Origin of the sequence: Bacillus vallismortis (assembly GCF_004116955.1) — a bacterium.
In the GTDB taxonomy this organism is placed as follows: Bacteria; Bacillota; Bacilli; order Bacillales; family Bacillaceae; genus Bacillus; species Bacillus vallismortis.
On record NZ_CP026362.1, the window covers coordinates 4,040,867 to 4,055,875 of the forward strand.

Annotated in this window: 16 protein-coding genes; 12 read left to right on the plus strand and 4 right to left on the minus strand. The window is 44.7% G+C overall.

All coding sequences use genetic code 11. From position 1 onward, the window contains the following. The first annotated feature begins 81 nt into the window (after nucleotides 1–81). The 3 genes from mbl to flhP all read left to right on the plus strand — a co-directional run bounded on the left by mbl (nucleotide 82) and on the right by flhP (nucleotide 2,899). On the plus strand, nucleotides 82–1,083 hold the full coding sequence (gene mbl, locus BV11031_RS21385) for a cell shape-determining protein Mbl (protein ID WP_003221803.1): 1,002 nt from the start codon (nucleotides 82–84) through the stop codon (nucleotides 1,081–1,083). 161 nt (nucleotides 1,084–1,244) lie between these two features. Further along, the gene (locus BV11031_RS21390; RefSeq protein ID WP_010328871.1) at nucleotides 1,245–2,057 is read left to right on the plus strand and encodes a flagellar hook-basal body complex protein FlhO; all 813 of its coding nucleotides are present in this window, start codon (nucleotides 1,245–1,247) and stop codon (nucleotides 2,055–2,057) included. Nucleotides 2,058–2,089: 32 nt separating this feature from the next. Then, nucleotides 2,090–2,899 carry a flagellar hook-basal body complex protein FlhP gene (gene flhP, locus BV11031_RS21395; RefSeq protein WP_010328870.1) on the plus strand — a complete coding sequence of 270 codons (810 nt, stop codon included), beginning with the start codon at nucleotides 2,090–2,092 and terminating at the stop codon, nucleotides 2,897–2,899. 20 nt (nucleotides 2,900–2,919) lie between these two features. Here the strand turns inward: flhP and rapD are convergent, their stop codons facing one another. Continuing rightward, nucleotides 2,920–3,984 carry an aspartate phosphatase RapD gene (gene rapD / locus BV11031_RS21400; RefSeq protein ID WP_010328869.1) on the minus strand — a complete coding sequence of 355 codons (1,065 nt, stop codon included), beginning with the start codon at nucleotides 3,982–3,984 and terminating at the stop codon, nucleotides 2,920–2,922. A 192-nt stretch (nucleotides 3,985–4,176) separates the two neighbouring features. Here rapD and fabZ point away from each other — a divergent pair, with 192 nt between their 5' ends. Further along, nucleotides 4,177–4,602 (plus strand): 3-hydroxyacyl-ACP dehydratase FabZ, encoded by a 426-nt coding sequence (fabZ, locus tag BV11031_RS21405; protein ID WP_010328868.1) that lies wholly within the window; start codon nucleotides 4,177–4,179, stop codon nucleotides 4,600–4,602. Nucleotides 4,603–4,675: 73 nt separating this feature from the next. Then, nucleotides 4,676–5,068, plus strand: a complete 393-nt coding sequence (gene mscL, locus BV11031_RS21410; RefSeq protein WP_010328867.1) for a large conductance mechanosensitive channel protein MscL — start codon at nucleotides 4,676–4,678, stop codon at nucleotides 5,066–5,068. A 156-nt stretch (nucleotides 5,069–5,224) separates the two neighbouring features. Here the strand turns inward: mscL and BV11031_RS21415 are convergent, their stop codons facing one another. Further along, a complete protein-coding gene (locus BV11031_RS21415) occupies nucleotides 5,225–5,635 on the minus strand; it encodes a YwpF-like family protein (RefSeq protein ID WP_010328866.1) in 411 nt (136 codons plus the stop codon). Between the two features lie 174 nt (nucleotides 5,636–5,809). Here BV11031_RS21415 and BV11031_RS21420 point away from each other — a divergent pair, with 174 nt between their 5' ends. The 4 genes from BV11031_RS21420 to BV11031_RS21435 all read left to right on the plus strand — a co-directional run bounded on the left by BV11031_RS21420 (nucleotide 5,810) and on the right by BV11031_RS21435 (nucleotide 8,475). Beyond that, nucleotides 5,810–6,193, plus strand: a complete 384-nt coding sequence (locus tag BV11031_RS21420; protein ID WP_010328865.1) for a hypothetical protein — start codon at nucleotides 5,810–5,812, stop codon at nucleotides 6,191–6,193. 76 nt (nucleotides 6,194–6,269) lie between these two features. Further along, complete coding sequence (ssbB, locus tag BV11031_RS21425) at nucleotides 6,270–6,611, plus strand: single-stranded DNA-binding protein SsbB (RefSeq protein ID WP_010328864.1); 342 nt, start codon at nucleotides 6,270–6,272, stop codon at nucleotides 6,609–6,611. A 224-nt stretch (nucleotides 6,612–6,835) separates the two neighbouring features. After that, complete coding sequence (gene glcR / locus BV11031_RS21430; protein WP_010328863.1) at nucleotides 6,836–7,612, plus strand: transcriptional regulator GlcR; 777 nt, start codon at nucleotides 6,836–6,838, stop codon at nucleotides 7,610–7,612. A 5-nt stretch (nucleotides 7,613–7,617) separates the two neighbouring features. Further along, nucleotides 7,618–8,475 (plus strand): Cof-type HAD-IIB family hydrolase, encoded by an 858-nt coding sequence (locus BV11031_RS21435; protein ID WP_010328862.1) that lies wholly within the window; start codon nucleotides 7,618–7,620, stop codon nucleotides 8,473–8,475. 120 nt (nucleotides 8,476–8,595) lie between these two features. On the opposite strand, the gene BV11031_RS21440 is transcribed toward BV11031_RS21435, so the two are convergent. Together BV11031_RS21440 and BV11031_RS21445 are read right to left on the minus strand one after the other, a co-directional pair. Beyond that, nucleotides 8,596–11,364: a DEAD/DEAH box helicase gene (locus BV11031_RS21440; RefSeq protein WP_010328860.1), complete on the minus strand. Its 2,769-nt coding sequence runs from the start codon at nucleotides 11,362–11,364 to the stop codon at nucleotides 8,596–8,598. Next, complete coding sequence (locus BV11031_RS21445) at nucleotides 11,351–12,961, minus strand: SWIM zinc finger family protein (protein WP_010328859.1); 1,611 nt, start codon at nucleotides 12,959–12,961, stop codon at nucleotides 11,351–11,353. Before BV11031_RS21445 ends, BV11031_RS21440 begins: the two co-directional genes overlap by 14 nt. A 204-nt stretch (nucleotides 12,962–13,165) precedes the next feature. Here BV11031_RS21445 and BV11031_RS21450 point away from each other — a divergent pair, with 204 nt between their 5' ends. The 3 genes from BV11031_RS21450 to BV11031_RS21460 all read left to right on the plus strand — a co-directional run bounded on the left by BV11031_RS21450 (nucleotide 13,166) and on the right by BV11031_RS21460 (nucleotide 14,992). Continuing rightward, entirely contained in the window at nucleotides 13,166–13,309 is a 144-nt protein-coding gene (locus tag BV11031_RS21450; protein ID WP_003221769.1) for a YwzD family small protein, read from the plus strand. A gap of 230 nt (nucleotides 13,310–13,539) precedes the next feature. Continuing rightward, entirely contained in the window at nucleotides 13,540–14,286 is a 747-nt protein-coding gene (gene tkmA, locus BV11031_RS21455; RefSeq protein WP_010328858.1) for a protein-tyrosine kinase activator TkmA, read from the plus strand. Beyond that, a complete protein-coding gene (locus tag BV11031_RS21460; protein ID WP_010328857.1) occupies nucleotides 14,276–14,992 on the plus strand; it encodes a CpsD/CapB family tyrosine-protein kinase in 717 nt (238 codons plus the stop codon). Before tkmA ends, BV11031_RS21460 begins: the two co-directional genes overlap by 11 nt. Nucleotides 14,993–15,009 lie beyond the last annotated feature (17 nt).

Consider the following 15,009-nt stretch of genomic DNA (forward strand, 5'->3'; position numbering starts at 1 on the left):
TATATTTTATGATAATATATATAATTAGGGCACAATGTGGATATTTACTGTGAAACAGATTTTCAAGGAGGATATAAATAGATGTTTGCAAGGGATATTGGTATTGACCTCGGTACTGCAAATGTACTGATCCATGTTAAAGGTAAAGGAATTGTTCTGAATGAACCTTCCGTAGTTGCACTTGATAAAAATAGCGGCAAAGTGCTGGCGGTTGGCGAAGAGGCAAGACGAATGGTTGGACGTACACCTGGGAATATTGTTGCGATTCGCCCGCTGAAAGACGGAGTTATCGCTGACTTTGAAGTAACAGAAGCAATGCTGAAGCATTTCATTAACAAGCTGAATGTAAAAGGCCTGTTCTCAAAACCGCGCATGCTCATTTGCTGCCCGACGAATATTACATCCGTTGAGCAAAAAGCAATTAAAGAAGCTGCAGAAAAAAGCGGCGGTAAACATGTGTACCTTGAAGAAGAACCTAAAGTTGCCGCTATCGGCGCGGGTATGGAAATATTCCAGCCAAGCGGTAACATGGTTGTAGACATCGGAGGCGGGACGACGGATATCGCGGTGATTTCAATGGGCGATATTGTCACCTCCTCTTCTATTAAAATGGCTGGGGACAAGTTTGACATGGAAATCTTAAATTACATCAAACGCGAGTACAAACTGCTGATCGGCGAACGTACTGCGGAAGATATTAAGGTTAAAGTCGCAACGGTTTTCCCAGACGCACGTCACGAGGAAATTTCCATTCGCGGACGGGACATGGTTTCCGGTCTTCCAAGAACCATTACAGTAAACAGTAAAGAAGTTGAAGAAGCCCTTCGTGAATCTGTCGCTGTTATTGTGCAGGCTGCGAAACAAGTGCTTGAAAGAACACCGCCTGAACTTTCCGCTGATATTATTGACCGCGGCGTTATCATTACCGGCGGAGGCGCGCTCTTAAACGGCCTTGACCAGCTGCTGGCTGAAGAGCTGAAAGTGCCGGTTCTCGTTGCTGAAAATCCTATGGATTGCGTAGCCATCGGCACAGGTGTCATGCTTGATAATATGGACAAGCTTCCTAAACGCAAACTAAGCTGATTTCACAAACCTCATTCTGAAAAAGAATGAGGTTTTTTTATGAAAAAGCCTTCACGAATGGATGATTAATGACGATAATAGGATAAAATACTGATTTTTATTATAGAACGAACGTTCCCTACATGACAACTGGAAAAAATGCCATTTTAGAGGTGGAAAATTTGTTAAAAGGATTATATACAGCAACATCCGGAATGATTGCCCAGCAACGCAGAACGGAAATGCTTTCAAATAACATTGCAAATGCCAATACATCAGGATATAAAGCAGAACAAGGCTCTATGCGCGCCTTTCCTGAGATGCTGCTAAACAGAATAGAATCAAAATCTCCGTCCGGAACATCGAAGACAGAAATCGGTTCTGTGAATACAGGTGTGTATATGCAGGAACTTAAGCCTCTTTTCACACAAGGAAGCTTAAAGTCCACAGATCAGCCTACAGACATCACATTGGTCGAAAATCAAGTCCCGGTTCATGCGGAAACCAATGAAAACGCGGCTCTTTTTTACCCGGTTCAGACAGCGGACGGAATCCGTTATTCTAAAAGCAGCACATTTTCGCTAAATGGGGATAATCAGCTGACGATCAATGGAAATCCGATTTTATCTACGGATGGCCAGCCAATCACAGTTGATAATGAGAATTTCTCTGTGTCTGAAAATGGTACTGTCACAACGAACGGGCGGACAGCAGGCCAAATTGACGTCAGAATGGTGGAGGATGTCCGCGATTTGAAACGAGACGGAAATGATTTATACAGCACGGCGGACGGCAACGATCTGCCAAGCGCAGCCGGAAATAACCAGGTATCCTATTCATTAAAGCAAGGCGTTTCTGAGCTTTCAAACGTGGATGTGACAAGCGCTTATACAGAAATGACTGAAGCGTACAGATCGTTTGAGGCCAATCAGAAGGTGATTCAGGCTTACGATAAAAGTATGGATAAAGCAGCCAATGAAATCGGTAAAATCTAAGATAATGGAAGAAAAAACGGGGGACATCAACCATGCTCAGGTCAATGCTAACGGCATCAACAACCTTAAACCAGCTGCAGCAGCAAATTGACACAATCAGCAGCAACCTTTCAAACAGCAACACAACCGGCTATAAGGCAAAAGATACGAATTTTTCCGAGCTAGTCAGACAGCAATTCGCTCAAGTTGATGAAAAAAACGAGGAAGTGGCAGAGGCCCGAAAAACGCCGCCCGGCTTGCGCCTTGGCGTCGGAGCGATGATGCATTCACGCCTTGTGTCTGATCAGGGAAGCATTCAGAAGACGGATCGCGACCTGGATATCGCGTTTACGTCTCCATACCAATATCTTCAGGTGAACGTAAATGGCAGCCGCCAGTACACGAGGGACGGAGCGCTGTATGTAACGCCTTCAGCTGCGAATGCCAACCAGCTTCAGCTCGTTACTGGAGATGGGTATCCGGTGCTTGATGAAAACGGCAATACAGTGAACATCGACAGCACAATGAAGAATATCACCATCAATGAAAACGGCACCTTAACCGCATCAGACGGAAACGCGGTCCAGCGGTTTAATCTCGGAGTTGTCCAAGTGAATAACCCTCAAGAGCTGAAATCGGAAGGGAATAACCTTTTCACGATTGATAATGAGGCAGCTTTTGAAGAGCTGAATGGCGCGAATAGACAAGATATCGGCATGCAGCAAGGCTCGCTTGAGATGTCCAATGTTGATATTTCAGAACAAATGACAGATTTGATCACGTCCCAGCGTTCTTATCAGCTGAACAGCAGAACAATTACAATGGGAGATCAAATGCTCGGTTTAATCAATTCAGTGAGATAATAAGAAATGGGCGTTTTCAATCAGCCGCGCATGATAAAAAAAGCGGCTTTTTCGAAATCGTCCTTTTTTTTGTAGTATTCCGTGATATCTTCTACAAGCACTTCTAAATCCACCCAAGCTTCAATTTTTTCTAACTCAAGCACATATTCGAGCAGCTGGTCATAGGGGTCTTCAACTGATGTATAGAGCGCCTCGAGCGTTTTTAATTTTAAATAAATGGTTTGAATGTCTACCTTTTCAGATAATTCTTTCCCTTTTTGCAGGATGGCTTTCGCTTCTGTGATCTGACCTGTTTTAAAGAGCGCTCTGACAGATTCGTACACACAGTGCAAATACGAGACTGGAGAATTCGTTTCAAACTCCTGATTCTTCAGTACTTTTTTAAAGTAAAGAAGCGCTTCCTGGTCTTTTTTTTCGGTCGCCTTTAAAAAGCCAAGATTATAATAAGCGTGGCACAGCAGGTTTTCATCATGTAATTGCCGGGTTTTCCTAATGATTTCTTCGAAAAGCTGCTCAGCTTTTTCATAGCGTTCTTGATCAATATAATTAACGGCGAGCAAAAGCTTGCAGGTGATCACCTTTTTGATATAGCCGAATTGCTGTAAATAGATATCTAATGCTTTTTTGACGTATTGGATGGAAAGCGGCGGTGATTTCATCAAGTAATAGGCGCCGGCGGTTTGATAATATAATTCAGCGGCTTCAAACCTGTTTTGAATGGCTGACAGGTACTGTTCAGCTTTTTTAAAATGATTCACTGCATGTTTCGGAGCTGTTTTTACCATTTCGTATAATCCTGAAAAAAAATACAGATAATATTTCAATTCATCATTCATTTTGTCTTCCAGGCCGTATAGATCTTCGAACAATTCGTCAAGTCCGTTCTGGTTTTCAAAAAGAAGCTGATGGCGCGCCTGAAACAATTGATAACGCATCCAAAGTTTTGTGTTCTTTTTGAGCTTCGGAAGGTGCTGGTCAATTTTCTCTTTTACTGAGCGCACATGATTCATTTTGCGTTTGCTCATTGCAGAGTGCCACTCGTCTAACATGGTTTGCATCCTTTTTTCAATAAACTTCGAAATCATTTTCCTACCTCTTTGCTATTGGTAAAATCTATAATTATCATATCATAACTATTGACGGCTCTCATTGACAGTTGGTTACATATTAGCGCCGGTTGAAAAAGAGATTAATTCATAATATACTTTTCAGATGTACAGATTGGATCTTTGATGATTGCTATACATACAAATGCAGATGAAGGAGATGTCAAGAGAATGCTTGATACTCAGCAAATTAAAGAAATTATTCCTCACCGTTATCCGTTTTTGCTTGTAGACCGGATTACGGAAGTTGAAGAAGGCAAACGGGCAAAAGGCTATAAAAATGTAACCGCAAATGAAGAGTTCTTTAACGGACATTTTCCCCAGTATCCGGTCATGCCCGGCGTATTAATCGTAGAAGCGCTTGCCCAAGTCGGAGCTGTTGCGATGCTGATTAAAGAAGAAAACCGCGGCAGGCTGGCATTCTTTGCAGGCATTGATAATTGCCGATTTAAAAAACAAGTTAAGCCTGGTGATCAGCTTCATCTTGAAGTGGACATCATTCGTGCGCGCGGCACAATCGGGCGCGGAAAAGGCGTGGCTACAGTCGATGGCGAAGTCGTTTGCGAAGTTGAATTGACTTTTGCTCTCGGAGAATAAATGTTTAAAGGCAGATGGGCGGCGGCACATTTGTCTTTTTTCTTTCAAAACATGAGAAAAAGCAGGTGATTGTATGTGGAATGAATTTAAGGCTTTTGCCATGCGCGGGAACATCATGGATCTCGCGATTGGTGTTGTAATAGGCGGCGCGTTTGGAAAGATCGTCACATCTCTAGTCAATGATATCATCATGCCATTGGTGGGCTTGCTGCTGGGAGGGCTTGATTTTTCAGGGTTGTCGTTTAGCTTTGGCGATGCTGTAGTGAAGTACGGCAGCTTTATACAGACGATCGTGAATTTCTTAATCATATCGTTCTCTATATTTATTGTGATTCGGATTTTGAATGGGTTAAGACGCAAAAAAGAAGCAGAAGAAGAGGCGGCCGAGGAAGCGCCAGATGCGCAAGAGAAGCTGCTGAAGGAAATCAGAGATCTGCTGAAGCAGCAAACAAGGTCGCCGGAATAAGAAGACTGCCGTTTTGAACGGCGGTTTCAGATTGTTGACAAAGTCCTAAAACGGTTTTCGTTTTAGGATTTTGTCATTTAATATTTCAGCCCGCACCGATAAGAGAAAAAAGACTCCTTGCATCTTTCGCTCTTCAACCCGGCATCTCTCTCATTTCTATATTTTTTGCTTAAACGCCTCAATCAGTTTATTTCCTGTATAGCCCTCTTTGACAAGGGACTCCAGAAGGGTTTCTGTGCCATGCTGTTTTCTTGTGACCATTTGTCCGTAGATTAAAACCTGTATGCTTTCTTCCAGCTTGACGATATTTTTCACTGCCGCTGTCAGCTGGGCGGGGCGATTGCTTTGTTTGGTGATCGTTACAAATACTGTGGCTTCCGTTTGGCTGTTTTGAAGCTGTTCAAAAAAAGACAGATGTTCTTTCGCTACAAGCGCCTCAATCAGCCAGTGATTTTCACCGTCTTCTTTATTTATAATCAGTCCGTCAATAAGGGGAAACTGTTCAATTGATTTCTCTTCCTTGTCCACTCGTTCCACATTCAGGTCAACCAGTTTAAAGGTTTTCATTTCTATTCTCACCCCGATTACTTCCAAAGTTTTCTTGTCTTCCATTATAACATAAACGTTTTTGCGGAAAAAACGTGCAATGCAGGGACTTAAGAACTTTGTATTGGTGAAACATTTAATAATTTCTATTTTTTCATTATACTGTAACTGACTAAGGATTACGGAGAGATGTATATGAATCAGTTTCGTTTAAAAGAAATTTATATTGACGGCACTCCTTCTGAAAATCGTATGATTCAAAAGGAAGTAACCTATATGTTAAGCCGTAAAGAAGTATTTGAGGTTCATCTGAACAAAAAAAGAAGGGTAAGCTTTTTATACGAGACGCATGATGGCATGGAACAGTATAAAATTGAGCTGTCGATGCCGGAAAAAAAACTGAGCTTTCAGTGGTTTGCATGGGATGGCTCTTCCTATGTGTGCATGAATACGCAAAATTGGCTGACAAGGCAAATATTTTTCAGGTTTTTAAAAAGTACATATTTCTTCAAAGGGAAAAAACAAAAGATGTTTTTAGCTGAAGGAAAAATGAGAACAAAAGATAAAAACATAGGCTGAAAGCCATTTTTAAGCGTTTTTCTTTTCTTATTGCATCATCTACAATACATGTAACCGCAAGGAGAGGAGGAATCGCATGTTCAATCAGGTCATGCTTGTCGGCCGTCTTACAAAAGATCCTGAGCTTCGCTACACTTCTGCCGGAGCGGCAGTTGCACACGTTACGCTCGCGGTAAACCGCAGTTTCAAGAATGCTTCAGGTGAAATCGAAGCCGATTACGTCAACTGCACGCTTTGGAGAAAAACCGCTGAAAACACGGCGCTATATTGCCAAAAAGGTTCTCTCGTTGGCGTTAGCGGACGGATTCAGACAAGGAGCTATGAAAACGCAGACGGCGTTAACGTGTATGTAACGGAAGTGTTGGCTGACACTGTTCGTTTTATGGACTCTAAACCCCGGGAAAAAGCTGCCGATTGACAACCCCTGATCCTCCGTTTTCTATCCATTCATGATGATTCGACTCTTCGCAGCATCCCCTCGCAATTGACCAGTCGACCAGACTGGTCTGTTTTTTTGAATGGATTTAGGAAAAATTGGTTCATAAGATGCATTTTTGCTTAAAAACACTTAAAAATATTGATTGTACTTTTGTTAAAACTTATAATTACTTAAAGATGATAGATCAGAAAAGGAATGAGGGCGTGTACCAAGAAGAAAGATTAGTAGCCATTTTGGATTTTTTAAAACAGCATAACCGAATTACAACGGAGCAGATCAGTACGCTTCTTCAAGTGTCAAGAGATACAGCCAGACGGGACCTTGTGAAGCTGGAGGAACAGAAAGCCATCATCCGCACAAGGGGCGGCGCCATTTTGCCGACTGTGCATCAGAAAATTCAAAGTTATTCCGGGCGCCTGAAAACAGTGTCGGAGGAAAAAACCGAGATCGGCAGGCTTGCCGCATCACTCATTCATAATGGTGAGCGGGTGATTTTAGATGCTTCTACAACCGTTCAGGCATGTGCGGAGCATTTGAATGCGGATGATTGCACGGTGATTACCAACTCAATTAACCTCGCTGAAGTGCTGTCAGATAAGGAAGGAATTGAAATCTATCTGCTCGGGGGCAAGCTGGAAAAGGAGCACCGCTTTCTGTACGGCGCCTCTGTGATTGAAAAGCTCTCAAGCTACCACGTCGATAAAGCGCTGATCGGTGTGGTCGGCATTTCCGAACATGGCATTACAATTGCGCATGAAGAAGATGGCATGGTGAAGCGAAAAATGATTCAGCAGGCAAAGCAGGTGATCGCGCTTGCAGATCATTCAAAACTGGGAAGTACCAGTTTTTATCAGTATGCGGAGCTGAGCGAAATCGATCTCTTGATCACAGACAGGCTGCCGAGTCAGGCGTTTTGTGATTTGCTTGACCGAAACGGGGTGGAACTGCTCGTGACAGAGCAGGATGAAGGAAAGGGCTGACAAACGTGAAATTAATTGCGATTGACTTAGACGGAACCTTACTCAACAGCAAGCATCAGGTAAGCGTGGAAAATGAAAATGCGCTGCGGCAGGCGCAGCGAGACGGCATTGAAGTGGTGGTGTCGACCGGGCGCGCTCATTTTGACGTTGAGTCGATCTTTGAGCCGCTCGGAATTAAAACGTGGGTCATCAGCGCGAACGGTGCTGTCATTCACGATCCCGACGGCAGGATTTATCATCAGGAAACCATTGATAAACAGCGGGCGTATGACATTCTCACATGGCTTGAGTCGGAAAATTATTATTACGAGGTATTCACAGATTCAGCCATATATACGCCGCAAAACGGAAAGGAGCTTCTTGATGTTGAGCTGGACCGATTCAGAAGCGCGAATCCGGAAACGGATCTTTCTGTCCTTATGCAGGCGGCCGAGGTGCAATACAGCCAATCGGGCTTCGCTTACATTGACTCGTTTCAAGAGCTGTTTGGAACTGATCAGCAGATCAACTTTTATAATATTCTCGGATTTTCTTTCTTCAAGGAGAAGCTTGAGGCAGGATGGAAAAGATATGAGCATGCTGAAGATTTGACGCTTGTCAGTTCGGCTGAGCATAACTTTGAGCTCTCTGCCCGCAAAGCATCCAAGGGACAGGCGCTGATGAGGCTTGCGGAACGGCTGAATATCCCAATCGAAGAAACCGCCGCTGTCGGTGACAGCTTAAATGACAAATCGATGCTGGAGGCGGCGGGAATCGGTGTAGCGATGGGCAATGCGCGGGAAGATATCAAAGCGATGGCCGACGCAGTCACTTTGAGCAATGACGAAGACGGCGTCGCACATATGATTAACAATTTGCTGTAGGTTTATATGCTGCACCAAAAGTGCATCCTGTTGGTAACCGGCGTAACGGATTCTTTGGAAATTCGGCGTGACGGCTATGAACGGAAAAAAGCTGGCTCTTTCAGGAGCCAGCTTTTTTAATCATCGCGCAGAGGCGCTTAATGTAAACAATTCTTCGAGTTCCTGTGTGGAAAGCTCGGTAATCCAGTTTTCACTTTGGATAATTTGGTCGTTCAGGGTTTGCTTCGATTCAAGCATGACATCAATTTTTTCTTCGATTGTTCCCGTTGTAATCATTTTATGAACGTGAACAAAGCGCTCTTGGCCAATGCGATAAGCCCGGTCAGTCGCTTGATTTTCGACCGCCGGATTCCACCATCTGTCATAATGGATGACGTGATTGGCGGCGGTCAAATTGAGCCCGGTGCCTCCAGCTTTGAGTGAAAGAATGAGTGTCGGGTATTCTTTCTTCTGGAATCTCTCAACGAGTGAATCCCGCTCCTGCTTAGAGAGGCTCCCGTTTAAAAATTGCACGGGTTCGCCGAACGTTTTTTCAAGCAGCCGCTTCATCATGTTCCCCATCTGAATGTATTGCGTAAAAATGAGGCAGCTTTCATTTTGGGCGCGGATCGCCGTCATCAGGTCCAGCAATTTTTCGAGCTTGACTGATCTGCCGGCCAGTAGCTCAGTTTGATCTTCTTTTAAATAGAGCGCGGGGTGATCACATATTTGCTTAAGGCGTCCAAGCATGCTGAGGATCAGCGCTTTTCGCTGCATGCCGGTCAGTGATGTCATATGGTCAAATGTGTCTTTGACGAGCTGCTCATAAAGTGACGCCTGTTCGGCTGACAGCGGGATAAATTCTTTTTCTTCCAGCTTTTCAGGAAGATTAAGCGCGACCTCTTCATCCCGTTTCGTCCGCCGGAGAAGGAATGGCCGGATTAATTGCTGAAGCTGTCCGATTCTTTTTTCGTCACGGTCTTTTTCGATCGGCAGAACATAGCGTTTATGGAAGCCCGTCAGACTGCCGAGGTAGCCTTTATTCATAAAGTCAAAAATGGACCACAGCTCGGTCAAACGGTTTTCCATTGGCGTGCCGCTCAGCGCGATATGGTGAAGCCCTTTCAGCTTTCTGATTGCGCGTGATTGCTTCGTATGCGCGTTTTTAATATTTTGCGCTTCATCAAGGCAGATCGCGTTCCATGTCACAGAAGACAGCTCTTCCGAATCGGCATGAGACAGTCCGTAAGAAGTGAGTACCACGTCTGCGTTTTCGTAATGCGCCTCGAAATCATCACCTTTTGGACGGCGCGGCCCGTAATGGAGTGCGACGGACAGGTCAGGTGCAAAGGTTTGAAGCTCTCGCTGCCAGTTACCGAGTACGGATGTCGGCGCAATAATCAAATTGGGCGTTTTTTGCCGTCCGCTTTCCTTCACATGAAGAAAATAGGCGATCATTTGAATGGTTTTCCCAAGACCCATATCATCAGCCAGACAGGCGCCAAAACCGCTGTCCCGCAGAAACAGCAGCCAGTTCATGCCGTATTTCTGATAAGGGCGTAGCGTTCCTTGGAAAGAAGGACTGACTTCGTGCTCCGGCAGATTTTCCGCGGCCGTGAGCTTACGAATCAGTGACCTGAGCTGTTTGGACAGATCAAATTGTATGCCGGCAAAAGCGGATGAATCAATCAGATCTGAATCCTCAAGCCCGCCTTCTCCCTGATCCATTAGTTCGCGCGCCAGAATATCAGACATGTGAAGTCCTTCTGATTCCGCTTTTTCCATCAGGCGTTTCATTTGTTTGATAAACTGCGGATCGATTTTGACCCATTGTCCGCGGATATTTACGAGGCGCCTGTTGCTGGCGACAAGCTCGTTAAATTCAGCCTCGGTCAGCTCAATTCCATTTGTCGCAAACCGCCAGTTGAAATCAAGCAACGCGTTCATGCCGACAAATGACTCGCCGCGCGGGGCGGACGACACCTTTGCCTTTAGCATCATGTTGCTGTCTCTGACAATCTGCCACCAGGAAGGCAGAAGAATTTCAACGCCCATATCGACCAGCGTCTCACTTGCTTCTGACAGGAAGATCCAGGCTTCTTCCTCTGAAATCAGCGTTGTCCCGGAATCAAATGACAGCCACGGAACCGTTCTATGAAAGCGATCCTGCTCCCGCGCGATTTTATCGCTGTACGTCTGCCACGATTTTTTAAGGCTCTTCAGCCCGTCAAAGAATTCAACGGCGCCGCTCTTTTTATCGCGTAAAAACATCTCGATTTTCCAATCGTCTCCGTCAAAGTCCGGTTCATTTAAGCGCAGGCCGACGGTAAATGGAGATTGATCGTCAATCCAGCCAATACCTTCAAGAAAATCCTCTTCATCGAGGAAATGTCCGCGAAATGACGTGACCGCAGGCGACTTCTCCGTGATATGCTCCCATCTCTCCCGCAGGTCATCGTCGTATTGGATGTAATCCTGCACAGCGGCGGAAAACCAATCCGCCGTAAAGCCTTCCAGTATATCGTCGCTGTCCTTCCAGCGAAAAACACCGTTTGTCCATGCTTCATAGTCAGGCAGAAAATCGCCATCCGCAATAAATTCATAGATGGTCGATGCCGCCTCGATCAGCGGCTCCGTTTCTTCTGTGAGCTGCACGGAACTGAATGAGTTGAACGAGTTTTTGCCGAGAAGCTCAACAGTCATCCATGGAGAAAGCAGAACAGCGGTTGTCCCGATGAAGCTGACATCCTCAAGAAAGGTACCGTAAAATGAGGATTCGTGCCATTGGAACAAATGTCTTTTCATATGGCTGTAGGGAAGGGGCTGCTCATTCTCATCAAAGGCTGAGAGCGTAAATGACCCATCTTCCATTTGTTCTACGTGGATGAGAATTTCTTTAAGACTCGCCATCAATCAACTTTCCTTTCTGCAGTTCTTCTTGAAGCGCGCGCAGGCGCTTGTAATGCGAGCTCAGCTGCTGAATATACCGCTCCCACACCTTCAGTTTTTTCGCTTTTCTGTACAGGGTGCGCAGTTTTTTCAAATACCGGGCGGCTTCCTTGTACGAGCTGCGGTTCTTCTGATCGATAAAAAAGGCCACTTCTCTGTGGTAAGCCGGAATAAGCGCTTCAGGATCGCTCGCAGCAATTTCCTTCAGCATCATTTTATCCATTTCATAGATGGAAAAGCCCACAAGACTGTGAATTTCGATCCACTCGGCGTACCTTTTTTTCTCATATAAATGATGGCTGTATTCTGTGAACGTATACGGCAGACAGCCCGCAGCATAGCGTTCAAACAGCGCTTGGCCATTGGTTTGCTTCACATAGGCATTCAGCAGAAGAAACAGCTCGCCGATCACATCTCGAATCTCTTTAAACGGCTTATCGAGTTTCGTATAACCTATCGCAATCGGTTCAATTCGCTGATACCAAGTTTTCAGCCGTTTCCAATCCTTCTTGGCAGTCATTTCACTCAGCCACTGAAACGTATACGGCAGCGCTTCCGGCGGGAATTGGCCAGCTTCCTCAAAAATCACATCATCACTCTTTTGCAGGAATTCCAAATGCAAACGCCCGAATTGCAATTCAGGAGAAAAACGCCGTCCGGTTTCTTTATTCAATATGTCCCTTTCACGCGCCACCCACTTTGGCCGCGACAGCAGCGCGCTCCAAATTTCACCGAAAATGCGGATGCGTTCATATTGAAAAATGTCTTCTTTCAAAAGCAAATGCCGGATCACATCCGGTGTTTTCTCCAAAAATGGATCAAGCGCAAATGAAAGCGCGTATGTTTTTAATTTATCAATAGAGCTGTAGATCGTATCCATCAGCTGTTCAACATAAGGATTGAGGGAATAAAAGTCTTGCTCGGGGTTCAGTTTGCCCGCTTCAATCAATGTAAACATGCGAAGCCACACCGCGATCGCGGAATGAATCTGGTACAGGCTTTTCAGCTCCGGCTTGTTTGGCGTGTGCTTTTTTAAAGCGGACAGGTAGCCGTAATAGAGGCCTTGCATGTTTTGGCTGCCTTCCGGCGTTCGCGCCTGCCAGAGGGAGAACTCTGAATCAAAAAAAGCAAGCCAGCTGGAAAGCGATTCTTCATTGGGAAGCACTTTTTCCTGGAATTTCCGGCGGACGAGCTCTTTGCTTTCCTCGAGCTTTTCCCTCTCCAGCCAATGCTCTGTAAAGGTACCCACTCGCTCGAACATTGCATATACATATAAAAAAACAGCCAGCATATGGCGGCAGATTCTTCCGGACGGACATGAACAGCCGCTTTTGGCTATGACAAACAAGTTCAATGTGACCCGCACAGGCACAACATCCTGCACATAAGCCGTAACTTCCGTCGGACTCACTGCTTGTAAACGATAGACTGAATCCTGCCGATATAAAATAAGTGCTTTTTTAATCAGCTGAACATGTTCCTCATTGTAAGGAAGCAGTTCTTTCAACTGTTCAGCGGATGCCAGCACATCGTCTTTGGAAATCATATTCTGAAGCATGATTATCGCTCCTAACCGAGTCACGTAATAAAAAGATCCAATTTCTCTATTATATCGCAACACACCGGCCTGAAAAAGTTTTTCCTAAAAAAGGACATAAAAAATGGGATGTGTCGAATGATGTATTAGAGATTGCAAATTGAGAATCGGCATCATATAATAATCGTGTTTTCAACTTAATGGAAGCTGAAAGGAAACAAGAAGATGAGTGAAAAGAAATTGAATCAAGAGGAATTTCTGAAAATTTTGATGCATGCACATGAGATTGGTGAACGGTCATCTGAGATGACGACAAAGGAAATGCTTGAAAATTTGATTTCTCATATTAAAAACGGATATGCGACATAAGAATCCCGCACGCTTCATGCGGGGTTTTTTTATGCGAGATGACGTGACTGCCTGAATAGGAGAAAAAAGGAAGTTTTGCAAATGGTGAAGATAGCGCTTTCGAAAATGTTCGCAACATAAGGTCTTGTAAAAAAATGTCGAATAATGTCATGTGAAAATCTGGAGAAATGCGGTTTCTACGTTGTATAATCGTAGATGGAAAAGGATGCTATAAGAGATTTGGAGGTATCATGGGAGAATCTACTAGTTTAAAAGAAATATTTTCAACGTTAAGAAAACGCATGCTTTTGATTATGATTGTAACAGCGGCTGCCACTGCTGCCGGCGGACTTATCAGTTTCTTCGCACTTACACCCATCTATGAAAATTCAACTCAGATTCTGGTCAATCAATCGAAAAACGATCGAAAAGAAGTCCAATTTAACGATGTCCAAACCAATCTTCAGTTAATCAATACGTATAACGTCATCATTAAGAGCCCTGCCATCTTAGATGAAGTCATTAAAGAAATGGGTTTGTCGATGACGTCTCAAGAGCTGAATGACAAAATTACCGTATCCAGCGAGCAGGATTCCCAAGTGGTCAACATATCAGTCAAGGATGGAAACGCGGAAACGGCGGCTCATATTGCCAACACCATCGCATCTGTCTTTCAAGACAAAATCACAACCATTATGAATGTTGACAATGTCAGTATTCTGTCAAAAGCCGAGGTTTCAGGACATTCATCACCTGTATCGCCAAAGCCGCTCCTAAACATTGCGATCGCGTTCGCGGCGGGATTGGCGGGAAGCGTTGGACTGGCCTTCCTGCTTGAGTATTTGGACAATACGATCAAATCGGAAGAGCAGCTCGAGTCCTTGCTGGACATACCTGTTTTAGGGACGGTTTCCACCATTGCGAATGAGCAGAAAACAACGACTAGCTTACACGGCATCCAATCTGAAAAAGCGGGGAGTGGACATTTTGGCGCTTAGAAAAAGCAGAGGGTCTTGGATGCGCAGGAATGTCATTGCGATGTCAGAGCCGAAGTCCTTGAACTCAGAGCAATATCGGACGATTCGTACAAATATAGAATTTGCTACAGTGGACCGCCAAATGAAATCTGTGATGATTACATCGGCCAGTCCTGGAGAAGGAAAATCAACGACGGCCGCTAATCTTGCTGTCGTATTTGCCCAGCAGGGAAAAAAAGTGCTTCTGGTTGACGCTGATTTGCGAAGGCCAACAGTGCATACAGCCTTTCATCTTGAAAATATAATCGGTTTAACTTCTGTTTTATTAAGGAAAAGCTCATTGAAACAGGCTGTGCAAGCCTCAAATGAAAAACAGCTTGACGTGCTGACGAGCGGCCCGATCCCGCCAAACCCGGCCGAGCTTCTCTCCTCAAAGGGGATGAAAGAACTTGCCGACGAAGCGTGTGCGGCATATGACATGGTTATCTTTGATACGCCGCCTATTCTCGCTGTAGCGGACGCACAGATTTTAGGGAGCGTGGCTGACGGTTCTATTTTGGTTATTTCAAGCGGGAAAACAGAAAAAGAACGAGCCGCAAAAGCGAAAGAGGCACTTGAATCGTGCAATAGCAAGCTCCTTGGAGCGATTATGAATGGGAAAAAGCGTTCGAGGAATGCAGCATACGGATACTATGGAAACAAGGATAACTTCATACAAAATAAATAACGTGCATTTTGCCCGTT